Raw genomic sequence first — 20,843 nt, 5'->3', positions numbered from 1 at the left:
TTCCGGGGTGAATTTCTGACGTTTGGACATGCACTCATTCTCCTACATACGCGTGTCTCACAACATCATGACAGCTCAGTTGCAACTTTGCTGGGCTTCGGATTTTACTTCGTCAGGGGCGGGGTGCAGATTCGGGTTGCTCCGAAGGCGTTCAAACGCATGAAGGATACGATTCGGAGGCTGACTTCCCGTAAGTGGAGTGTGTCGATAGACTACCGCATCGGTCAGCTGAACCGTTATGTTCGGGGTTGGATGGGCTATTTCCGGTTGTCTGCGACACCGAAGAAGTTCTCTGAGCTTGATAAGTGGTTTCGGCATCGGATGCGTCAGATCCGTTGGAAGGAATGGAAGCTTCCGAGGACTCGGGTGGCGAATCTTCGTCGTCTGGGTATCGTCAAGGATCAGGCTTACCAGTGGGGTAATAGCTCGCGTGCTTATTGGCGTGTGGCTGGTTCTCCGATTCTTCAGCGTGCCCTGCCGAATTCCTATTGGGAAGAGTTGGGTGTGTTGCTCTTTCGCCGGGCTTGGGACCGTTTTAAATGACTTGGCGAACCGCCGGATGCGGGCCCGCATGTCCGGATTCTTCTATATCTGTCAAGCCTTGCTCGGTAGCATTTCGGCGGACTCAAGGATCTTGAAGATTCGGCGAGCTAAGAACCGTTTGATGCACCGGCGGATCTCCTTGATTGTCTTGCCTTCCGCGGTACGTTTCTCAACGTAGGCCCTCGTCTCCTCGTCATGGGTCATCCGCACCAATGCAGCAGTATGCAGCGCCTTATTCAGCTTTCGGTCCCCTCTCCGATTGAGCCGGTGGCGCACCGTATTCCCCGAAGACGCAGGGATAGGATTCACTCCCGCCAAGGAGGCGAACGCGGCCTCCGAACGCACTCGGCCGGGATGCGACCAGGCCGCTACGCAGACCGCCGCGACCACCGGCCCAATACCTGTGACGTTAAGCAGTTCCTTGCCTTCGCTGAGCTTGACCAATTCAGACATTTCCGAGGAGTTCTCCTTGATGTCCGTGTCTAGTTCACCGATGCGTCGGGCCAGGCGTACCGCCTCGGCGCGGGCAACCCGTAATTCGATGGTTTCATCCCGGGTGCGCCAGCCCGCCACCTCGAGGATCTGAGCGTTGCTCAAGGGTTTGCGGGCATCGATACCCAGCAGGGTCACACGCAGAAGCGCGGTGAGTGCGTTGACGTATTTCGTGCGTTCTACGGCCAGCATGTCACGGGCTGTGACCAGTACGCGTAATGCGGCGCGGGCCCCGTCGTTCTGCCGTGGAATACGTAACTTTTCGCAGTCCACTGGTAGCGCTGCTGCGGCCATTCTCTGGGCGTCTAGTGGATCAGTTTTGCCCACGCCGCGTCCGGCTTTTGCGTAGCCGCCGGGGGCTTCGGCGACCGTGTAACCGGCGTCGGAGACGGCGCCGGTGAGGATCGCTCCGTAGGAGGCTGTTCCTTCGATCACCCATAGGGTGTTGGCATCTCCACCGGTGCGTCTGCCGACCCAGGCGATGGCTCGTTTGATGCTGGCGCTGGTGGTGGGGAAATCGCGGGTTTCGAGGTGTTCACCACTGTTGGTGATGATGGCGTAGACATGCTTTTTCGCGTGGGTGTCCACGCCGATGATGTAGGAGTATGTTTTGGCGATGCTCTGGGGGAGGATAGTCATGCGGCTCGGTGCTCTCTTCTTTTCACGGACAAGGGTTTCGGCCGTACGGCCGGTACCGGTCCGGGGAGAGGTCACCGTCGGAGCAACACTGTGATGGGTCACGCCCTGTTGGGTGGACAATCTTCTGATCAGGCTACCGGGGTGGGCCGGGTAGGTGCCGGCCGCCCACCACCGAGAGCAGACAATTCCGGACAATGACACCATACGGGTCAGTAGTGTGATGAGTCATGTTCCCGGCAGTGAGAGGCCTGGTTCCTACCTTGCCAGCTGATCCCAGACCAGCCACTACAAGACTCACAGTGGTGTGAGAGGTGGGGGCTAGACACCCCCACCTACTCGATTCCGTTCCGCTGCGGCCCCGAAGAAAATCAGCCTCCCGCCGCCTCCGCGCGAAACTCCAGCGGACTGATCGGCGGGATGGGATCGGTGGGCAACCGCGCATAATTCAACACATCGATCCGCTGGCCATTGATCAGGAACTTGCCGCGCTCGCGTCCTTCGAGAATGAACCCGCAACGCTCGGCGACTATCTTCGACGCCGGATTGTTCACGCGCAAACCCAACTCCAGTCGCTGCAAGCGGTAGCTGGAGAATAACTCCGCCGAGAGGGCGGCCAACGCCCGGCTGCTCAACCCGCGGCCCCGATGCTCCGCGTGCAGCCAATACCAGACCCAGGCGCTCAGGTTCGCCTCATCGATGGTCCCGCACACCAGACCAACGAGCGCAGAATTCTCGACGACGGCCAACGGAACCTGCCGGGCCGGGAATTCGAGCAACATGCGGACATAGGCTTCGGCCTCGGCAAGCGTACTCACCTCGCCTTGCCGGGCCATATCCGGGCTCGAAAGGAAGGCCGCGAGGACTTGCGGTGCATCCGCTAGGCGAAGCGGACGCAAAGATGCCGTCGTTTCGCCAGCGGCGCCGAGCCGCCGGCCGCTGATCTGGGACGACGCGGATTGACCGGTGCCTTGATGAAAGAGCAATTGCCAACCTTGGGCCGAATGAACCCAGAGCGAGGTGCGTTGGCTCAGGTTCTCCGGCTTGGTTCGCCACCGCAGAATCAGCAGCGAATCGCTGAGCCTGCGCACGCGCGGATCATGCACTTCGTCCCTAGTCGATTCAACGACTGGTTCATTGCACAGCTGCTCGATAATCTGCGCGCGAGAATAGCACCTGCCCGAGGCACCAACCTCTTCGAAATCTGCGTGGAGCAGCCGCAATAATGCCTGCCGATCCCGGCGGACGGCAGGCAAGAGCAGTTGCCGTTCGCCATCGATGACAACCTGTGCCAGTCGATGATCGGTAGACAAATCCTCCGGACCACTGAATTCGCTCATGCCAACGAGTAAAACACAGGCAGAAGCACAGGTTGAAGTCATGAAGTTCGCCAAAGTGAGCTGAGGCATGCTTATAATCCAAGTACTCCGCGGGAGCCCAACAGCGATTGGGCTGAGAGGGCCATGTGCCGACCGCTACACCTGATGCGGGTCATGCCGCCGTAGGAAGGAAATGCCTTCGTGCATATAGTCATTGTCGGCGCCGGAATCATCGGGCTTGCCACGGCATTCGAACTGCGCGCCCGCGGCGCCGAAATCACGCTAGTGGATCCGGCGCCTGGGCTAGGAGCCAGCCACGCCGCGGCGGGAATGCTCGCACCGACCGCCGAAACCACCTGGGGACAGGGCGCACTTCACCGCCTGATGGCCACTTCGGCCAAGGAATACCCCGCATTCATTGACCGCGTGGAACAAACCACCGGCAGCAGACCAGCGTACGTAGAAAACTCCACGCTGGTCGTCGCCGCCGAAACCGCGGATATGGACGCACTGCTTGCGCTCATGAAGCTGCAAGCCTCGCTGGGATTCAGCGCCGAGCGGCTGCTGGGCAGCGCGGCACGCAAACTCGAGCCGGCGCTTGCCACCGGCATCGCCGGCGCCATCCGCTGCGCCGAAGACCAGCAACTGGACCCGCGGTCCCTGCTGCGCATCCTGATCGATGAGCTTGACCGGTCGATCGTGCGCGAAACGGCGGTGCGGCTGCTGCGCCAGGGATCACGGACCAGTGGAGTGCTTACCTCAACTGGCCAAGAAATCCATGGCGATCAGGTACTGCTTGCCAACGGGTTGGGCGCGCTAGCAGGTGCGCCAGCTCTGCCATTGCGCCCGGTCTACGGAGACATCCTCAGGCTCCAAGGACCGGTGGGCGCGCCGCTGATCAAGCACACCGTGCGCGGAATCGTGCATCGGCAGCCGGTCTACCTGGTGCCACGCACCGATGGAAGCCTCGTGCTGGGCGCGTCGAGCCGCGAGGACAGCCAAGAGCAGGTGAACGTGGGAGAAATGCACGCCCTGCTGGACAATGCGCGCAGGCTCGTGCCGGGCATCGTCGACACCACCTTGAACGAGGCGATCGTGCGGGCCAGACCGGCGACACCCGATGATCGGCCGCTGCTCGGACGCGTAGATGAGGGACTGGTGGTTTCCACCGGTTATTCGCGCCACGGGGTGCTGCTTACCCCGCTCGGCGCACGGCTGGGGACCGAGCTGCTGCTCGGGAACCCGGCAGATGCACAACAGCTGACCAGCGTTTCACTCGATAGGTTTGGCGCGCAACTCGCCAACAGCACACCATTTTAGGAGCCAGAGAAGATGCAACAGATCGAATTTATCCTCAACACCGAGGCGGCCACCGTGCCGGCGGGAAGCACCGTGCGCGAGCTGCTCGCGGCGCACTTGGGAAAGAGCATCGGAACGGACGGACGGGCCAGCGACGGGTCGCGTTTAGGCGTTGCGGTGGCGGTGGACTCGGCAGTTGTCCCGCGCAGTGGCTGGAATGACTTCGAGCTGAAGCCCGGCCACCGGGTTGAACTCGTCACCGCGGCTCAGGGAGGCTGAAGATGGAAGAGCTAACTCTTGACACCGATGGCTTCGAGGTCGCCGGGGAACGCTTCGACTCCCGGCTGATTCTCGGCACCGGCGGGGCGACCTCGATGCATACCCTCGAGCAGGCCCTGCATGTTTCGGGCACCGCGCTGACCACCGTCGCCATTCGCCATTTCGCCGCGGCCGGTTCCGGATCGGTGTACGAGCTGCTGGCGCGCAACGGGGTGCGCCCGCTGCCCAATACCGCCGGATGCTTCACCGCGCGAGATGCGGTGCTCACCGCCCAGCTGGCGCGCGAAGCGTTGGAAACCGACTGGATCAAGCTCGAAGTGATCGCCGATGAGCATACGCTGCTGCCGGATCCGATCGAATTGTTCACCGCGGCCGAAGAACTCGTCGCCGACGGCTTTAAGGTCTTCGCCTATACCAACGATGATCCGGCCCTGGCCATGCGGCTCGAACAGCTAGGCGTGGCAGCGGTCATGCCGGCCGGATCCCCGATCGGCTCCGGAATGGGGATCCTGAATCCGCACAACATCTCAACGATTACCGCGCGCGCCGGGGTGCCGGTGATCCTCGACGCCGGGGTGGGGACCGCCTCGGATGCGGCCAAGGCGATGGAGCTGGGCTGCGATGCGGTGCTGCTCGCCAGCGCGGTGACCCGAGCGCAAAACGCGCCCTTGATGGCCGCCGCGATGCGCGACGCGGTCCGGGCCGGGCGCGCGGCGTTCCTTGCCGGGCGTATTCCGCAACGCGATCTCGCGCTGGCCTCATCTCCGACAGCGGGAATGATGCAAAGACTCGTTGGAGAATTCTGATGTCTACCAAGCCGATGCCGCCGCGCAGCCGTGCACAACTCGCCCGGTACACCCGCCATCTGTCCCTGCCCGGGGTGGGTGTGGAAGGCCAAGAGCGTATCGCGAACGCGAAGGTACTGATCGTGGGCGCTGGGGGATTGGGCAGCCCTATCGCCAGCTACCTGATCGCGGCCGGCGTCGGAGAGCTGAGCGTGATCGATCCGGACACCGTCGAACTCTCGAATCTGCAACGCCAGACCGTGCACCGTGAAACGGACCAGGGCCAGCTTAAGGTTGAATCGGTGCGGCGCCTGGCGGAAGAACTGAACAGCGAAGTTTCTGTGCGGCTCTACGCACAGCGACTGGATCCTGGCAACGCGTTGGAACTTTTTGCCGAACACGATGTGGTGATTGACGGCAGCGACAATTTCGCCACCCGGTACCTGTCAAACGATGCCGCGGAGTTGACCCAGACGCCGCTGGTCTGGGGCACCATCTTCCAATTCTCCGGTCAGGTCTCGGTGTTCGACCCCCGAGTGGGCCCAATGCTCAGGGATATTTTTCCCGACCTCCCGGAAGCGGATTCGGTCCCTTCCTGTGCCGAGGGAGGAGTCTTCGGGGCCCTTTGCGGAGTCATCGGTTCGCTGATGGCCACCGAGGCGCTGAAGCTGATCACCGGCGTCGGAGCACCTTTGAGCGGAAAGCTCTGGCTCTACGACGCGTTGGACGCAAGCGTGCGCATCTTGACGTTTGCACGAGATCCGGAGCGTGCTCCGGTCACCGGGCTCGGTGAATATACCGTGGCGTCCTGTGCGGTTGCAGGCTCCGCCCAGGAGCTGAACGCAAATGAATTTGAACTGCTTCGGGCCGCCCGGGAAGTCCTGGTGGTAGATGTTCGCCAGGGGTGGGAACGCGAGCTTGCGGTCATTCCCGGCAGTGTCCACTTCCCGCTGGAAAGACTTGCCAACGAAGGCTGGCGGGAGCTTCAGAGCTTCCCTGCAACCGAGCTGGTTTTCGTGTGCAAAACCGGTGTTCGCTCGCTGCGCGCCGCCACGGAATTGAACCAGTCGCTCCCCGAAGGCAGCGCCCGGGTGCGGAGTTTGCGCGGGGGAACGCTTGGGTGGCTTGCGGAAATCCGCGATGAAATAGTGACTTACTAGCCGGTGCTGACATACTGAGGCTATGCAGCGTTCCACGAAACTAGTGATCAGAGAGCTTGTTCCGGATGATGAAAGGCAGGCTATCGCCGCTCATCACGACTTGCTGGACGATGACTTTGATTTTCTTCCGACGTGGTCCGCACGCCAAAACTGGGAGGCGTACATCGAGCGCATGGCCGAGGGGCGCAGCGGCGAGTTCGTCCCCGAGGGATGGGTGCGCAGCGGACTGTTCGTTGCCGAACTGGACGGACAACTCGTTGGCCGTGTTTCGGTGAGGTACGAACTCAACGATTTTCTCAGCGAAGTCGGCGGACACCTGGGCTATGGTGTTGTCCCGAAATTCCGCGGACAGGGAATCGCCACCCAACTGTGCAGATTCGCCCTCGCCGAGCTGGGATCCCACGGTGTCGACTCGGCTTTGGTAACCTGTGATAAGCAGAACGCCGCCTCGCGCGCAACGATTATCGCGTGCGGCGGCCAAATAGATCAAAACCGTCCCTCGGTTGAAGAAAACGGCGGAAATACGAAGCTCCGCTATTGGATTTCAACACGCGGCTAGATCCCGTTAATCAAGTAATTTCTGTATGTTGCGCCACAGATAAACAACGCAATTGCCTCGAGCGCGTAAAATAGTATGTTGGGTCGCCTGTGGCCCCGCCTCCGAGACCCTAAATTCTCTACACGAAGTGAGCCTTCCCGTATGTCAGATACAACTCTCATCCGTCGCGACGACCTGCGCAACGTAGCAATCGTTGCTCACGTTGACCACGGCAAGACCACCTTGGTCAACGCAATGCTCCAGCAGACTGGTGCATTCGACAGCCACGGTGAAACCGAAGATCGCGTGATGGACTCCGGCGAGTTGGAACGCGAGAAGGGCATCACCATTCTTGCTAAGAACACCACGGTGTTCTACAGCGGTCCGGCCGCCGAGGGCAAGAACATGACCATGAACATCATCGACACCCCGGGTCACGCTGACTTCGGTGGCGAGGTCGAGCGCGGCCTTTCCATGGTCGATGGCGTGGTTCTGCTGGTTGACGCTTCCGAAGGTCCACTGCCACAGACCCGTTTCGTGCTTCGCAAGGCCTTGAGCGCCAACCTTCCGGTGATCATCGTCGTGAACAAGACCGACCGCCCGGACTCGCGCATCGAAGGCGTCATCTCCGACTCCATGGATCTGCTGCTGGGTCTGGCCTCGGACTTGGCCGATGAAGCTCCAGATCTGGATCTGGACGCGATCTTGAACGTTCCTGTCGTCTTCGCTTCGGGCAAGGCCGGCTACGCGTCGAAGAACCAGCCAGAAGACGGCACCCTGCCAGACAATGAGGACCTCGAGCCATTGTTCGAGACCATCATCAAGCACGTGCCGGCCCCGACCTACAACGAGGGCGAAGTTCTCCAGGCGCACGTCACCAACCTTGACGCCTCGCCATTCCTTGGCCGTCTTGCCTTGCTGCGTATCTTCAACGGCACCCTGCGCAAAGGCCAGGTCGTCGCCTGGGCCCGCCAGGATGGCACCATGAAGCAGGTCAAGATCACCGAGCTGCTGGCCACCAAGGGCCTGGCCCGCGTTCCGGCCGAAGAAGCCGGTCCGGGCGAGATCGTTGCAGTCGCCGGTATCGAGGACATCATGATCGGTGAAACCCTCACCGACCTTGAGAACCCAAAGCCATTGCCGCTGATCACCGTTGATCCACCGGCCATCTCGATGACCATCGGTATCAACACCTCGCCGCTGGCCGGCAAGGTGAAGGGTGCCAAGGTGACCGCGCGCCAGGTCAAGGACCGCCTGGACAAGGAACTGATCGGTAACGTTTCGTTGAGCGTACTGCCAACCGAGCGTCCGGATGCTTGGGAAGTTCAGGGCCGTGGCGAATTGGCACTGGCAATCCTCGTCGAGCAGATGCGCCGCGAAGGCTTCGAACTGACCGTTGGCAAGCCACAGGTTGTCACCAAGATGATCGACGGCAAGGTCAACGAGCCAATGGAACACATGACCATTGACGTGCCAGAGGAGTACCTCGGCGCAATCACCCAGCTGATGGCTTCGCGCAAGGGCCGGATGACCAACATGGCCAACCACGGCACCGGCTGGGTCCGCATGGAATTCATGGTTCCAGCCCGTGGCCTGATCGGCTTCCGTACGCGCTTCATGACCGAAACCCGCGGCGCCGGCATTGCCGCCTCGTTGGCTGAAGGCTACGAGCCATGGGCCGGTCCGATCGAGTACCGCATCAACGGTTCGATCGTGGCTGACCGCGCTGGCGTGGTCACTCCGTTCGCGATGATCAACCTGCAGGAACGCATGAACTTCTTCGTGCGTCCAACCGAAGAGGTCTACGAGGGCATGATCGTTGGCGAGAACTCGCGCGCCGATGACATGGACGTGAACATCACCAAGGAAAAGAAGCTCACCAACATGCGTGCGGCTTCCTCGGACTCCTTCGAGAACCTGACCCCACCGCGTAACCTGACTCTCGAAGAGTCGCTGGAATTCGCTCGCGAAGACGAGTGCGTTGAGGTGACCCCGGAAGCGATCCGCATCCGCAAGGTGCTGCTGAACGCAAACGACCGTGCCAAGGCAACGCGTGCACGAGCAAAGAGCTAACCAGCCGCTCACCGTCGGCGGCAACCCGGGCGCGCTGCTGCGTGGCCTGGTTGCCGCCGTGGTTGCAGGTTTACTCGGTACGGCAATCCACGCTTCGCTGAGCTACGCGGGCGATATCCCGCTGGTCTGGGGAGTGCTGCTGGCTTGGCTGCTGCTGGGGCTGCTCGTTTACTGGTCTGTGATTGCCTCGGGCAAGCTCTGGGCCGGGGCGGTCGGCTTCATCGGCTGCTACCTGGTCGTCGGCTCGATTTCCTATTTCGGAAACGACACGCTGATCTTGCCGTTGCAGTACCTTCAGTACCTGCCAGGTCCGACCATCGCGTCCCTGTTGTGGATGTATGGGATGATCGTGCCCGCCGTGATCGCTTTAACCGCTGCACTGCGAGTGCTTCGCAAACGCCAGCGTTAAGCCAAAAAATCCCCAGCCAATGGCTGGGGATTTTTTTGCGCAAAAACTACTTATTGCCGGTCACATCGAGGTGGTGGGCCAGGAACAACGAGGTGGCAACGCCGTCAACCTCCGGTTCGCGCATCGCATAGTCTTCGATAACCGCGCGAATGCGGCCCATCATTTCCTTCTGCGTAGCCTCGGATAATTTCAACCCCACGCGGATGACCTGAATCTCCTCGGGCTCCAGCCCGTTGATTTCCTGCAAGAACGTGTCCACAAGCAGGGGAGCGGCATCGGGGATGCGGGTACCCCACGATTGGCGGGTGCTGCGATAGGGGACTTCCTTCGCCCCACGGTTTCCCCGGCGAGGTTCCTCTGCGCTGAGAAAACCGCTGCTCACCAGCGTGCGTACGTGATGCAACGAGGTAGCCGGGTTCAACTCGAGAATGTCAGCTATTTCCTTGTTGGTGCGAGGCTCATGCAGGCATAGGCGCAGAATTCTAAGCCGCAACGGCGAGCTCAATGCTCGAGCGCGGGCTTGGACATGTTCGTCGGACGGCATATGGCCAGCATACGCGAAATTGGCCCAGTGATTGGTATCTTCAAATCACATGTCGCGAAACCAGCGGCCTGCGGGCGGCGGCGCAACCGCGCAAAGAGCTCCGCGGGGCTCCGTGGAACCTCTGCGGGCCCGTCAACGCGTTGGCTCGCGCGGAGGGATTACTTCAGGGTTGGCGGACGAGATCGGCGTACCGGTGGCGGCGGAACGCGTTTGGCATGGGTGATATTTTCACGCTCCACCTCGACCGGGCCGCGCCGAGTGCTGATGCGGATCTTGTCCGCATGCACCTCGATGACCTCCCCGAGTACGTCGCTGCTGGCGCGGTTGCCTGTGGCGACAGATGACTCGGTAAGTCGGTAGCGGACCACAATGCGGTCACCGGGAGTAAGATCTTCAAATTTGAGCATATTTTCCGTCATGTAATTGTAAGAAGAATTCACTTTCGCAGTCGCGCAACGAAATGTGAATGGTCGATTACGTCACAGGATGAGCGTGCGAGATCCCTTGCATGGGTATCAGGACTAGACTGTAGCTAGAGCTTACTTGCGGATTCAACGAGCAGTCGTTAAATCCGTGAAACCGAAGTGAAATCTTAAAATTGCGCTAAGAAAGGTCTCAGCACCCGTGACTTACATCATCGCCCAGCCGTGCGTCGACGTTAAAGACAAGGCGTGTGTCGAAGAGTGCCCGGTAGATTGCATTTACGAAGGCGAACGCTCGCTGTACATTCATCCCGATGAGTGCGTCGACTGTGGTGCTTGTGAACCGGTGTGCCCCGTCGAGGCCATCTACTACGAGGACGATGTTCCGGACGAGTGGGCCGACTATTACAAGGCCAATGTCGAGTTTTTCGACGAACTTGGTTCACCCGGTGGCGCCGCTAAGATTGGAAACACAGGAAATGATCACTCGTTGATCAGCGTCCTGCCTCTGCAAAACCAAGGCTAGGTTCCCCCTTTTATGCTTGAGCTCCCCGATTACCCCTGGAACCAGCTCGCACCCTACCGCGAGTTGGCTGCCGAACATCCAGATGGTGTTGTCGATCTTTCCATCGGCACACCTGTCGATGACACACCACAGGTAATCCAGCAGGCTCTGGCAGAAGCCGCAAATTCCCATGGATACCCGACCACCCACGGAACGCCCGCGGTGCGTCAGGCAATCGTCGACTGGTATGCCCGACGGCGCAACGTCACCGGGCTCGGTATTGACGATGTCATGCCCACCGTTGGTTCCAAAGAGCTGGTGGCCTGGCTCCCGCTCTTGCTCGGCATGGGTGCCGAGGACATCTTGGTGCGTCCGAAGATTGCTTACCCCACTTACGATATCGGTGCTCGCTTGGTTGGAGCCACGGCCATCGCCGCGGACGATTTGAGCGAACTGACCGAGGCGGAACGCGCTCGCGTGAAGCTGGTCTGGGTCAATTCTCCCGGTAACCCCACCGGCAAGGTCCGCGACGTGGAATCGCTGCGCCAATTGGTCGCCGAGGCGCGCGAACTCGGTGCGGTCGTGGCCTCCGACGAATGCTACGCCGAGCTTGGCTGGGATGAGTTCGACGGTCAGGTGCCCAGTGTTCTGGACCCGCGGGTCAACGGTGGAAACCTGGATAATTTACTCTCGCTGTACTCGCTGTCCAAGCAATCGAACCTCGCTGGATACCGGGCCGCATTCGTTGCCGGTGCCCCGAATTTGATGCCCGCGTTGGTCAACAGCCGCAAACATGCCGGCATGATCGTCCCGGGTCCCATTCAGCACGCAATGGTCATCGCCCTGGGTGATGACGCGCATGTGGCCGCGCAGCGTGAACTGTATCGGGCGCGCCGCGAAGCGTTGCGCCCAGCTCTTGAAAACTTCGGGTTGACCATCGAGGATTCGGTGGCCGGACTCTACCTCTGGTGCACCGAGGGCCGCTCCAGCTGGCAGACGCTGCAGCGCCTGGCGGAGCTTGGAATCGTCGCCGGCCCAGGTGCCTTTTACGGAACTGCCGGGCAGTCGCACGTACGTGTGGCGCTGACCGGTTCCGACGAACGGATCGCCACGGCCGTTGAGCGGTTGAATTCATCCGCCGCCCGGTGAAGATGACAGTCTAATTAGCATGAACGGGTCAGTTAGCGGTATGTTCTACCGTGACGACTGACCTTTCGGAACTAAAGCCTTTCCGGTTAGGAGATGCAATGACAGATACTAAATCTGCACAGCTACATTTTGGTGAATCCAGCCTAGAGCTACCGGTTATCCCGGCTGCCGAGGGCAATGATGGTTTTAACGTAGCGCCACTATTGAAGACCACCGGGAACGTAACCTACGATCCCGGCTTCATGAATACCGCGGCCACTAAGTCCGCGATCACCTACATCGACGGCGACGCAGGCATCCTGCGCTACCGCGGTTACCCAATCGAGCAGCTGGCACAGCACTCGAGCTTCACCGAGGTCAGCTACCTGCTGATCAACGGCGAACTGCCTTCGGCGACCGAGCTGGAAACCTTCGATGGTTCCCTGCGCCGCCACACCCTGCTGCACGAAGAGCTCAAGGGCTTCTTCGGCGGCTTCCCCCGCGATGCACACCCCATGCCGGTGCTGTCCTCGGCCGTTTCGGCCCTGTCGACCTGGTACCAGGATTCGCTGGATCCAACCGACGACGTGCAGGTCGAGCGTTCGACCCTGCGCCTGCTGGCAAAGCTGCCGGTACTTGCCGCCTATGCGCACAAGAAGTCCATCGGCCAGGCACTGCTGTACCCGGATAACTCGATGAACATGGTCGAGAACTTCCTGCGCCTGTGCTTCGGTACCGCCGCCGAGCCTTACGAGCTGGACCCAGATGTGGTCAAGGCCCTCGACCTGCTGCTGATCCTGCACGCAGACCACGAGCAGAACTGCTCGACGTCCACCGTGCGCCTGGTCGGCTCCTCGGATGCGAACATGTTCGCCTCGGTCTCCGCAGGCATCCATGCCCTGTCGGGCCCAGCACATGGTGGCGCCAACGAGGCAGTGCTCAAGATGCTGCGCGAGATCCAGTCTTCGGGCATAACTCCTGAGGCCTTCATGGAGAAGGTGAAGAACAAGGAAGACGGCGTACGCCTGATGGGCTTCGGCCACCGCGTGTACAAGAACTACGATCCACGTGCACGCATCATCAAGCAGACCGCACACGATCTGCTGGCCAAGCAGGGCAATAACCAGCTGCTTGACATCGCGATGAAGCTGGAAGAAACGGCGCTGAACGATGAATACTTCATCTCACGCAAGCTCTACCCGAACGTGGACTTCTACACCGGCCTGATCTACACCGCGATGGGCTTCCCGGAGAAGATGTTCACCGTGCTCTTCGCCATCGGCCGCCTGCCGGGCTGGATCGCCCAGTGGCGCGAACTGATCAAGGACCCAGAGACCAAGATCGGCCGTCCACGCCAGTTGTACATGGGTGAGACCGAGCGCAACTACCCGGGCGTCTAAACCGCGGATAGACGATTGAGTCTTGGCGAAACGGCCGGGCAAGCACGAAAGTGTTTGCCCGGCCGTTCCCTGTTTTAACGCGGAATTTCGGCGTATCCTAGGGTTCTAGGGCGCAATGATGCGTGGAAAAGTCAGGTGGTGCGCGTGTATTTTCGTCGTGGCAATAATTGGACTTTGGCCATAAATACAAATCCGAGCATGGTGTTGGCACTTTACCTACGCGAGTTGGGCGGGCTGGACCCGACCGAGGTGGGACCGAACTCCGGACTTGCGCCTGGCATCAAGGCACGCGGCAATCGGCAGGTGGCGGCCGGGCAAATCAAGCAGGAATGGTCCTCCTGGTGGGATTCGCTCATTTCCCGGGATCCAACAAGCGACGCCGAAGGCACCGTGGATCTGCTGGCGGACCTAGGCGCCGGCTGCTATCCAGAACTAGCGAAGCTGGCCAGCGCGCACTACGGGCAGGCCACCTTGTATGCTCAGCAGCACCGTGCGAAATTCAGCGAGCAGTCCAAAGACTATATTCCGCAGCGCATGGACGAGGTCGAACGGATTCTCATCGACCACGGGGTAGAACATGCCCAAGAGGTGGAAGAAATGCAGATTCAGGTCATCGACGTGCCGCTCACCGAGCCGCGGGCCTGGCTGATCGGCGGCGCGACGATCGTCGCGAGCACCTCGTTGTTGCGTGACGGGCGGGCCTTTCACGGTTACATCCAACCCATGGTGACCATCATCTTCCCCTGAGTGCTGTACGCAAAGAGGTCGAGGGACGCACCAGCCGGTGCGTCCCTCGACCTTTTGCGTTGGGAGAACTAGTTGGCGTGCAGCGCGCTGTTCAGCTCGACCTGCTGTCCGGCGCGGGCCAGTGCCTCCACGGCGCCGCTGACCGAATTGCGGCGGAAGAGCAGGTTCGGGACACCGGAAAGCTCCAGGGCCTTGACCGACTTCGCACCGAGCTGCACCCGGGTGCCAGCGGTAACGTAAAGTCCTGCTTCGACCACGCAGTCATCTCCGATGGAGATGCCCACCCCCGCGTTGGCTCCCAGCAGGACGCGCTCGCCAATGGTGATGCGTTCCTTGCCGCCGCCGGAGAGCGTGCCCATGATCGAGGCGCCGCCGCCGACATCGGAGCCGTCGCCGACAACCACGGAGGCCGAGATGCGCCCTTCGACCATCGAAGCGCCCAGGGTGCCGGCATTGAAGTTCACGAAGCCCTCGTGCATCACCGTGGTGCCTTCGGCCAGGTGCGCGCCGAGGCGGACACGGTCCGCATCGGCGATCCGCACGCCGGTGGGCAACACGTAGTCGACCATGCGCGGGAACTTGTCGACGCCGAAGACATCGACGTTGCCGCGGGCACGCAGTTTCAGTCGGGTCATTTCGAATCCCGCCACCTGGCAAGGGCCGAAGTTGGTCCACACCACGTTGGCCAGGTGTCCGAACACGCCGTCGAGGTTGATCGAGTTCGGGGTGACCAGGCGGTGCGAAAGCAGGTGCAGGCGCAGCCACACATCGGCGGTGTCGGCAGGCGCCACATCGAGGTCGATGGTCAGCGAAATGACCTTCTGCATGGTGCCACGCTGGGCGTCGTCGAGTGCGGCGGCGGAAAGTTCGCCGGAAAGTTCTGGAGCCTCGGCGAGCACACCGAGAACGGGGGCCGGGTACCAGACGTCAAGTACGGTGCCATCGGTCGCGATGGTGGCCAAACCATGACCGGAGGCCAAACGTACTGAGGAGTCAAAAGAAGTTGCTGCAGGTTCAAAAGTCATTCTCTGATCGTAGCGTTTGCACTGCGAGTAATGTTGATAAATGACAGCGGTATGAACTCAAAAAGTGTAGAACGATGGGTATTGTGAACGAATTAGACCTTCGAGAAGACGTCGCCAGCTTGACCGAACGGATCATGAATATCGAATCCGTCTCCGGAAACGAAAAGGCGTTGGCAGATGCGGTCCATCAAGCGTTGTTGGCGCTGGAGCACCTGGAGGTGCATCGGGACGGGGACTCCATCGTGGCGCGCACTCGGCTCGGTCGCGAGCGACGGGTGGTGCTGGCCGGGCACCTGGATACGGTGCCGTTGCCGCATACCCAAGGAGCGCGCGGCACGGTGCCGGCCACGGTGGTCGACGGGGTGCTCTACGGCCGCGGGGCGACGGATATGAAAGGCGGGGTCGCGGTCCAGCTGGCTCTGGCCGCCGAACTGACCGATCCACGCTATGACGTCACCTACATCTTCTACGACCACGAAGAGGTCGCCGCGGCGAAATCCGGATTGGGACGTCTGGCCCGGAATGCGCCAGAGCTGCTGACCGCCGACTTTGCGATTCTGCTTGAACCGACCAACGGCACGGTGGAGGGCGGCTGCAATGGCACAAGCCGTTTCCTGGTGCGAACCACCGGCGCCGCGGCGCATTCGGCTCGCGCCTGGATGGGGGAGAACGCCATCCACAAGGCCGCTCCGATCCTGGCACGCTTGGCAGCCTACGAGCCGCAGACCGTCGATGTCGAAGGCCTGGCCTACCGGGAATCGATGAACGCGGTACGGATCTCCGGTGGCATCGCCGGGAACGTGATTCCGGATTATTGCGAGGTGGAGGTCAACTACCGCTTCGCCCCGGATAAGGACCTGGCCCAGGCCGAAGCGGCCGTGCGCTGGCTGTTCGAGGGATTTGAGGTCGAACGCACCGATGGTGCCGAAGGCGCCCGCCCGGGCCTGGACCAAGCCATTGCGGCCTCGCTGGTCGAGATCCTCGGGCAGGAGCCCAAGCCGAAATACGGTTGGACCGATGTGTCGCGTTTTTCTGCGCTGGGAATCTCGGCGGTGAACTTTGGCCCGGGCGACGCCTTGCTGGCCCACACCGATGACGAGCATGTCACGCAGCAGGCCATCCGCGATTGCCGCAACACCCTGCGTGCCTGGTTGAGCGAAACCAAATAGTAGCCGGACCCTTGGACCCGGGGGTTAAAACAGCAGTTGCCTCCCCCAAAGGAGAGGCAACTGCTGGCGAGGAGCAATCCGACTAGCTCCGAGGATTCGGTTCGTCCTCGGCGTTCGGAGTTGGTTCCACCGGCAATACCGAGGGAGCTCCGACGACTGCAGCCTGCGGGGCCTGGCCGCCGGTCTTGTCCTTCTTCTCCCTGCTGCCCAGACGGCGCGAGACGATCTCGGCAATCTTGCCCAGGGTGAAGTTGATCAGGATGAAGATCGCCGCGGCAACGATCAGTGCCTGCAGGACGTTGCCGTTGGGAGACGAGTAGGTGCGTGCGAAGAACAGCAGCTCGTTGAAGCTGATGATGTAGCCCAGGGCCGAGTCCTTCAAGATGACGATGAACTGCCCGATCAGGGCCGGCAGCATGGCCACCAACGCCTGGGGGATTTCAATGAACCGCAATGACTGCCCGCGGGTCAGGCCGATCGCAATGCCTGCCTCGCGTTGCCCCTTGGGCAGGTTATGCACGCCGGAGCGCACCAGCTCGGCGACCACCGAACCGTTGTAGAACACCAGTGCGGCGACCACAGCCCACAGCGCGGTATCTCCGGGCAGTTGCAGGGAACGGGAGAAGAACACGTTGAAGAACACGATCATCAGCAGCACCGGCACGGCGCGGAAGAATTCCACGACAACGGTGCTGAACCCGTTGATGAGCTTGTTCTGCGAAAGCCGTCCGACGCCGAAGATCAGGCCGAAGATCACCGAGCCGACGATGCCCAGCACGGCGGCCTTGAGCGTGTTCAGCAGACCCGGCAGCAGATAGTTGGCCCAGGTGCTGCCTTCGATGAAGTCATCCCATTGGGAAGGCTGCATCTGGTCCTTGTTGGCCAGCCCGAAGATGATCCAAGCCAGGAGTCCGGCCGCAATCAGCGCGCCGACGACGTTGATGGCCAGGATGTTTCGCCGGGCCTTAGGACCCGGGGTGTCAAAGAGAATCGAGGCGCTCATCGTGCCACCGCCAGTTTCTTGGAGAGCCAGGTTGTTAGCAGACCCACCGGGATCACGATGATCACAAAGCCGACGGCGAAGGTCAGGAAGATCGGGATCACGATGTCCGCGCGGAATTCGATCATGGTCTTCATGGTCGAGGAGGCCTCGGTTGCCACCGAGCCGACGGCTGCTACGGTCGAGTTCTTAATCAGCGCGATCAAGGTGTTGCCCAACGGGACGATTGCGCCGCGGAAGGCCTGCGGCAAGATGACCTCGCGGGCCGCAGGCAAGAAGCTCAGCCCGATGGCGCGAGCGGCCTCGGCCTGCCCCAGCGGCACGGTGTTCACGCCCGAGCGGATGGCCTCGCAGACGAATGCTGCGTGGTAGAGGGCAAGTCCCATGACCGCCAAGCGGAAGAAGTTCCCCTGGAAATCTCCACCCAGGTTGAAGCCCAATTGCCCGTAAAGCGCCAGCACTCCGAAGAGGATGATGATCGTCAGCGGAGTGTTCCTGATGAGGTTCACATAGCTGGCGCCTATCGCACGGAAGCTGGCGACCGGTGAAATGCGAAGGAGCGCAAGTACCGTGCCTAGGAGCAGGGCGCCCAGAGCGGCCCAGAAAGTTAGTTGGATGTTGACCCAGAATGCTCCGGGTACGTCGTATTCAGTGAATATCGATAGATAGTTGTCCACTGCAAGCCTCTATCTCGATGGCCGCACCTGCGGCCAAGCGGCTATGGGTGTGGTGCCCGCTGCAAGGGGCACCGCGAAACATGAAGGTGTGCAAAGGGGCCAAGGGCAATGCGCTTGGCCCCTTTGCTACGGATGCTGCTAAGCGCAGGTATCCGAGAGTTCCGGTGGGTTGGTTTCCGAGTTCGGCGTGTAGCCGGTGCCCTCGGTGTTTGCCGTCAAGGCTTCTTCCCAGGCGCCGGATTCGATCATCTTGGTGATCGCCGCGTTGATGTCGCCGCACTTGTCGGTTCCGTCGGGAAGGCCCACTCCGTAGTTTTCCTCGGAGAACGGTGCACCGGCAACCTTGAACTTGCCCTGGTAGGCAGGCTGGGCCGCCAAACCGGCGAGGATGATGTCATCGGTGGTCACCGCGTCGATGGTGCCGCCGCCCATCTGGGTCACGCATTCTGCGTAGCCCGGAAGCTCCTGCAGGTTGGTGTTCTCGGCGTAGTTGTCCTTCACCTTCTGGGCCGAGGTGGAACCGGTGACCGAGCACAGGTTCTTGCCGTTGAGGTCTTCAGGGCTGGCGATATCCGAATCCGTGGCCACCAGCAGATCCTGGCCTGCAACGAAGTATGGTCCGGCGAAGTCGACAACCTTATTGCGTTCCTCGGTGATCGAGTAGGTTGCGAAGATCATGTCGACCTGGTCATTCTGGAGCATGGTTTCGCGGTTCGCCGAAGGGGCCGAAACCCATTCGATGTTCTCCTCGGCGTAGCCCAGCTCGTTGGCAACGTACTTGGCAACATCTACATCGAATCCGGTGTAGTTGTTGCCGTCTTTGAAGCCGAGGCCCGGCTGGTCGAACTTGATGCCGATGCGGATGCTCTCGGCATCGCCTTCGCCGCTCCCGCCGCCACATGAAGTGAGGGCCAAAGCCGCCACGGCTGCCATTGCAGCGACAGCGCCTAAACGATTCTTACGCATGATTCCTCCTGAATACAGAATGCGGTGATGGAATTAGTGGTTGGTAATGAGCTTGCCCAGGAAGTCCTTGGCACGGTCGCTCTGCGGGTTGGTGAAGAACTCGTGCGGAGTGGCCTGCTCGACGATCTGCCCGTCGGCCATGAAAATCACTCGGTCGGCGGCCTTGCGGGCGAAGCCCATCTCGTGGGTCACCACCAGCATGGTCATGCCTTCCTTGGCCAACCCGACCATGGTGTCTAGCACCTCATTGATCATTTCCGGGTCCAGCGCACTGGTCGGCTCGTCAAACAGCATGACCTTCGGCCTCATGGCCAGCGCACGGGCAATTGCCACGCGCTGTTGCTGGCCGCCCGAGAGCTGAGCCGGCAATTTGCCGGCCTGGTTGGCGACGCCCACGCGCTCCAAGAGCTGCATGGCGAGCTTGTCCGCCGCGGCCTTCTTCAGCCCCTTGACCTTGATCGGGCCGAGAGTCACGTTCTCCAGGATGGATTTGTGCGCGAAGAGGTTGAAGGACTGGAAAACCATTCCCACATCGGCGCGAAGCGTCGCCAGCGCCTTGCCCTCCTCGGGCAGGATCTTGCCATCGATGCTGATTTTGCCGTCGTCAATCGTCTCCAGACGATTAATGGCGCGGCAGAGCGTCGACTTGCCCGAACCGGAAGGTCCGAGAATGACTACAACCTCACCCTTGGTGACCTGAAGATTGATGTCGTTCAGTACATGGAGTGCCCCATAATGCTTGTTGACCCCAGTCAATTCAACGATGGGGCCGTCAGAAGAAGCTTGAGCTTGCTGATCGCTTTTCATAATCTAGACATTACTTCATGTGACGCACATAATGCGAGGCTACGAATGCGTCACAAAAAGTTGTTATCAAACTGTTCCGTAATCGTGCATCGGGCAATGCGCTGGATGCTGGGTGGTTACCGATAGAGTGAGGTCATGGTCCATAAGCGTAAAAGCGAAGAAAATGCGCATGCAGGGCGCAAGGTCCACGTTGAAGCGAGCTGGCCGAACAAAGAGCCAGCCGAGCAACTTGACCGCTATCTGCTGGAGAGTCCGCAGGAAGACGTCACGCATAGCGATGTGTGGCGCGTGCTGCGCATCCAATCGGAATTCGTCTCTGGCTTCGGTTCGTTGGCAGGGCTGGGACCAGCGGTGTCGGTTTTCGGTTCGGCGCGCACCGATCCGGACAGCCTGTACTACAAGCAGGCTTATCGCATCGGGCAACGGCTAGCCCAGTCCGGGGTAATCACCATCACCGGTGGCGGCCCGGGCGCGATGGAGGCTGCCAACAAGGGTGCCAGCGATGCGGAAGGCTCCTCGGTGGGGCTGGGGATCGAACTGCCCTTCGAAACCGGGCTGAATTCCTGGGTGAACCGCGGCATCAACTTCCGCTATTTCTTCGTGCGCAAAACCATGTTCGTCAAGTACTCGCAGGGATTCATCGTGCTGCCTGGCGGTTTTGGCACCTTGGACGAGCTTTTCGAGGCATTGACCTTGGTGCAGACGCAGAAGATCACCGGATTCCCCATTGTCTTGGTTGGCACCGAATATTGGGGTGGGCTGGTGGACTGGCTGACGGATGTGGTTGCCAAGGAACGCGCCATTTCACCAAAGGACCTGGATCTCTTCCACCTCACCGACGATCCCGACGAAGCCGTGGACATCGTGTTGCGTAATATGGTGGAGGACCTGGAAAAGAAGCAATCGAGCCGGAGCTAGCC

The 20,843-nt window shown here is 60.8% G+C and carries 23 protein-coding genes and 1 riboswitch; of the genes, 14 read left to right on the top strand and 9 right to left on the bottom strand.

The annotated features are described in order from the left end of the window. Positions 1-543, top strand: a 543-nt coding sequence (locus tag CQ015_RS06265; RefSeq protein ID WP_308727272.1) for a group II intron maturase-specific domain-containing protein, incomplete at its 5' end; no start/stop codon positions are given. A gap of 51 nt (positions 544-594) precedes the next feature. Here CQ015_RS06265 and CQ015_RS06260 read toward each other — a convergent pair. Together CQ015_RS06260 and CQ015_RS06255 are read right to left on the bottom strand one after the other, a co-directional pair. Further along, a complete protein-coding gene (locus CQ015_RS06260) occupies positions 595-1,674 on the bottom strand; it encodes an IS110 family transposase (RefSeq protein ID WP_105649593.1) in 1,080 nt (359 codons plus the stop codon). A 368-nt stretch (positions 1,675-2,042) separates the two neighbouring features. Then, complete coding sequence (locus tag CQ015_RS06255) at positions 2,043-3,011, bottom strand: GNAT family N-acetyltransferase (protein WP_181150363.1); 969 nt, start codon at positions 3,009-3,011, stop codon at positions 2,043-2,045. A 79-nt stretch (positions 3,012-3,090) separates the two neighbouring features. After that, positions 3,091-3,196: riboswitch (TPP riboswitch) on the top strand. Here CQ015_RS06255 and thiO point away from each other — a divergent pair. From thiO to CQ015_RS06220, 7 genes are all read left to right on the top strand, one after another. Further along, positions 3,192-4,310, top strand: a complete 1,119-nt coding sequence (gene thiO / locus CQ015_RS06250; RefSeq protein ID WP_105649591.1) for a glycine oxidase ThiO — start codon at positions 3,192-3,194, stop codon at positions 4,308-4,310. It overlaps the preceding riboswitch by 5 nt. A gap of 12 nt (positions 4,311-4,322) precedes the next feature. Beyond that, a complete protein-coding gene (thiS, locus tag CQ015_RS06245; RefSeq protein WP_096284514.1) occupies positions 4,323-4,568 on the top strand; it encodes a sulfur carrier protein ThiS in 246 nt (81 codons plus the stop codon). 2 nt (positions 4,569-4,570) lie between these two features. Beyond that, positions 4,571-5,374: a thiazole synthase gene (locus CQ015_RS06240; RefSeq protein WP_105553023.1), complete on the top strand. Its 804-nt coding sequence runs from the start codon at positions 4,571-4,573 to the stop codon at positions 5,372-5,374. Then, positions 5,374-6,513: a ThiF family adenylyltransferase gene (locus CQ015_RS06235; RefSeq protein WP_105649590.1), complete on the top strand. Its 1,140-nt coding sequence runs from the start codon at positions 5,374-5,376 to the stop codon at positions 6,511-6,513. Before CQ015_RS06240 ends, CQ015_RS06235 begins: the two co-directional genes overlap by 1 nt. A 22-nt stretch (positions 6,514-6,535) precedes the next feature. Beyond that, positions 6,536-7,072, top strand: a complete 537-nt coding sequence (locus CQ015_RS06230; RefSeq protein ID WP_105553021.1) for a GNAT family N-acetyltransferase — start codon at positions 6,536-6,538, stop codon at positions 7,070-7,072. 141 nt (positions 7,073-7,213) lie between these two features. Further along, positions 7,214-9,124, top strand: a complete 1,911-nt coding sequence (gene typA / locus CQ015_RS06225; protein ID WP_096284523.1) for a translational GTPase TypA — start codon at positions 7,214-7,216, stop codon at positions 9,122-9,124. After that, complete coding sequence (locus CQ015_RS06220; RefSeq protein WP_096284526.1) at positions 9,105-9,533, top strand: hypothetical protein; 429 nt, start codon at positions 9,105-9,107, stop codon at positions 9,531-9,533. The genes typA and CQ015_RS06220 overlap by 20 nt, the downstream gene beginning before the upstream one ends. A 46-nt stretch (positions 9,534-9,579) precedes the next feature. Here CQ015_RS06220 and CQ015_RS06215 read toward each other — a convergent pair whose 3' ends face one another. Both CQ015_RS06215 and CQ015_RS06210 read right to left on the bottom strand, forming a co-directional pair. Further along, entirely contained in the window at positions 9,580-10,077 is a 498-nt protein-coding gene (locus tag CQ015_RS06215; protein WP_096284528.1) for a helix-turn-helix domain-containing protein, read from the bottom strand. A 158-nt stretch (positions 10,078-10,235) separates the two neighbouring features. Then, entirely contained in the window at positions 10,236-10,496 is a 261-nt protein-coding gene (locus CQ015_RS06210; RefSeq protein WP_181150362.1) for a hypothetical protein, read from the bottom strand. Between the two features lie 205 nt (positions 10,497-10,701). Between CQ015_RS06210 and fdxA the strand changes: the two genes are divergently transcribed. The 4 genes from fdxA to CQ015_RS06190 all read left to right on the top strand — a co-directional run bounded on the left by fdxA (position 10,702) and on the right by CQ015_RS06190 (position 14,279). Further along, the gene (gene fdxA / locus CQ015_RS06205; RefSeq protein WP_096284532.1) at positions 10,702-11,025 is read left to right on the top strand and encodes a ferredoxin; all 324 of its coding nucleotides are present in this window, start codon (positions 10,702-10,704) and stop codon (positions 11,023-11,025) included. Between the two features lie 12 nt (positions 11,026-11,037). Beyond that, the gene (gene dapC, locus CQ015_RS06200) at positions 11,038-12,153 is read left to right on the top strand and encodes a succinyldiaminopimelate transaminase (protein ID WP_105649588.1); all 1,116 of its coding nucleotides are present in this window, start codon (positions 11,038-11,040) and stop codon (positions 12,151-12,153) included. Positions 12,154-12,251: 98 nt separating this feature from the next. Continuing rightward, positions 12,252-13,532, top strand: coding sequence for a citrate synthase (locus tag CQ015_RS06195; protein ID WP_096284536.1), 1,281 nt, complete (start codon positions 12,252-12,254; stop codon positions 13,530-13,532). Between the two features lie 198 nt (positions 13,533-13,730). Then, on the top strand, positions 13,731-14,279 hold the full coding sequence (locus CQ015_RS06190; protein ID WP_096284538.1) for a hypothetical protein: 549 nt from the start codon (positions 13,731-13,733) through the stop codon (positions 14,277-14,279). 68 nt (positions 14,280-14,347) lie between these two features. Here the strand turns inward: CQ015_RS06190 and dapD are convergent, their stop codons facing one another. Further along, positions 14,348-15,304, bottom strand: a complete 957-nt coding sequence (dapD, locus tag CQ015_RS06185) for a 2,3,4,5-tetrahydropyridine-2,6-dicarboxylate N-succinyltransferase (RefSeq protein ID WP_105649587.1) — start codon at positions 15,302-15,304, stop codon at positions 14,348-14,350. A gap of 74 nt (positions 15,305-15,378) precedes the next feature. Between dapD and dapE the strand changes: the two genes are divergently transcribed. Next, positions 15,379-16,473 carry a succinyl-diaminopimelate desuccinylase gene (gene dapE, locus CQ015_RS06180; protein ID WP_105649586.1) on the top strand — a complete coding sequence of 365 codons (1,095 nt, stop codon included), beginning with the start codon at positions 15,379-15,381 and terminating at the stop codon, positions 16,471-16,473. A gap of 82 nt (positions 16,474-16,555) precedes the next feature. Here dapE and CQ015_RS06175 read toward each other — a convergent pair whose 3' ends face one another. The 4 genes from CQ015_RS06175 to CQ015_RS06160 all read right to left on the bottom strand — a co-directional run bounded on the left by CQ015_RS06175 (position 16,556) and on the right by CQ015_RS06160 (position 19,881). After that, positions 16,556-17,476, bottom strand: a complete 921-nt coding sequence (locus tag CQ015_RS06175; RefSeq protein ID WP_096284544.1) for an amino acid ABC transporter permease — start codon at positions 17,474-17,476, stop codon at positions 16,556-16,558. Then, positions 17,473-18,150 (bottom strand): amino acid ABC transporter permease, encoded by a 678-nt coding sequence (locus CQ015_RS06170; RefSeq protein ID WP_096284546.1) that lies wholly within the window; start codon positions 18,148-18,150, stop codon positions 17,473-17,475. Before CQ015_RS06170 ends, CQ015_RS06175 begins: the two co-directional genes overlap by 4 nt. A 138-nt stretch (positions 18,151-18,288) precedes the next feature. Further along, positions 18,289-19,116 (bottom strand): glutamate ABC transporter substrate-binding protein, encoded by an 828-nt coding sequence (locus CQ015_RS06165; protein ID WP_096284548.1) that lies wholly within the window; start codon positions 19,114-19,116, stop codon positions 18,289-18,291. Positions 19,117-19,149: 33 nt separating this feature from the next. Then, entirely contained in the window at positions 19,150-19,881 is a 732-nt protein-coding gene (locus CQ015_RS06160; RefSeq protein ID WP_219843920.1) for an amino acid ABC transporter ATP-binding protein, read from the bottom strand. Between the two features lie 177 nt (positions 19,882-20,058). Here CQ015_RS06160 and CQ015_RS06155 point away from each other — a divergent pair, with 177 nt between their 5' ends. Next, the gene (locus CQ015_RS06155; protein ID WP_105649585.1) at positions 20,059-20,841 is read left to right on the top strand and encodes a TIGR00730 family Rossman fold protein; all 783 of its coding nucleotides are present in this window, start codon (positions 20,059-20,061) and stop codon (positions 20,839-20,841) included. The last annotated feature ends 2 nt before the right edge of the window (positions 20,842-20,843 follow it).

Origin of the sequence: Arthrobacter sp. MYb221 (genome assembly GCF_002979835.1) — a bacterium.
In the GTDB taxonomy this organism is placed as follows: domain Bacteria; phylum Actinomycetota; class Actinomycetes; order Actinomycetales; family Micrococcaceae; genus Glutamicibacter.
This window is presented reverse-complemented; position numbering and strand designations above follow the sequence as displayed.

What these genes read in the sequence shown, in the direction of transcription:
- CQ015_RS06260 (WP_105649593.1), bottom strand. Translation starts at nt 1,674, where the DNA reads ATGACTATCCTCCCCCAGAGCATCGCCAAAACATACTCCTACATCATC.
- CQ015_RS06255 (WP_181150363.1), bottom strand. Translation starts at nt 3,011, where the DNA reads ATGAGCGAATTCAGTGGTCCGGAGGATTTGTCTACCGATCATCGACTG.
- thiS (WP_096284514.1), top strand. Translation starts at nt 4,323, where the DNA reads ATGCAACAGATCGAATTTATCCTCAACACCGAGGCGGCCACCGTGCCG.
- CQ015_RS06240 (WP_105553023.1), top strand. Translation starts at nt 4,571, where the DNA reads ATGGAAGAGCTAACTCTTGACACCGATGGCTTCGAGGTCGCCGGGGAA.
- CQ015_RS06235 (WP_105649590.1), top strand. Translation starts at nt 5,374, where the DNA reads ATGTCTACCAAGCCGATGCCGCCGCGCAGCCGTGCACAACTCGCCCGG.
- CQ015_RS06230 (WP_105553021.1), top strand. Translation starts at nt 6,536, where the DNA reads ATGCAGCGTTCCACGAAACTAGTGATCAGAGAGCTTGTTCCGGATGAT.
- typA (WP_096284523.1), top strand. Translation starts at nt 7,214, where the DNA reads ATGTCAGATACAACTCTCATCCGTCGCGACGACCTGCGCAACGTAGCA.
- CQ015_RS06215 (WP_096284528.1), bottom strand. Translation starts at nt 10,077, where the DNA reads ATGCCGTCCGACGAACATGTCCAAGCCCGCGCTCGAGCATTGAGCTCG.
- CQ015_RS06210 (WP_181150362.1), bottom strand. Translation starts at nt 10,496, where the DNA reads ATGACGGAAAATATGCTCAAATTTGAAGATCTTACTCCCGGTGACCGC.
- dapC (WP_105649588.1), top strand. Translation starts at nt 11,038, where the DNA reads ATGCTTGAGCTCCCCGATTACCCCTGGAACCAGCTCGCACCCTACCGC.
- CQ015_RS06195 (WP_096284536.1), top strand. Translation starts at nt 12,252, where the DNA reads ATGACAGATACTAAATCTGCACAGCTACATTTTGGTGAATCCAGCCTA.
- CQ015_RS06190 (WP_096284538.1), top strand. Translation starts at nt 13,731, where the DNA reads ATGGTGTTGGCACTTTACCTACGCGAGTTGGGCGGGCTGGACCCGACC.
- dapD (WP_105649587.1), bottom strand. Translation starts at nt 15,304, where the DNA reads ATGACTTTTGAACCTGCAGCAACTTCTTTTGACTCCTCAGTACGTTTG.
- dapE (WP_105649586.1), top strand. Translation starts at nt 15,379, where the DNA reads ATGGGTATTGTGAACGAATTAGACCTTCGAGAAGACGTCGCCAGCTTG.
- CQ015_RS06175 (WP_096284544.1), bottom strand. Translation starts at nt 17,476, where the DNA reads ATGAGCGCCTCGATTCTCTTTGACACCCCGGGTCCTAAGGCCCGGCGA.
- CQ015_RS06165 (WP_096284548.1), bottom strand. Translation starts at nt 19,116, where the DNA reads ATGCGTAAGAATCGTTTAGGCGCTGTCGCTGCAATGGCAGCCGTGGCG.
- CQ015_RS06155 (WP_105649585.1), top strand. Translation starts at nt 20,059, where the DNA reads ATGGTCCATAAGCGTAAAAGCGAAGAAAATGCGCATGCAGGGCGCAAG.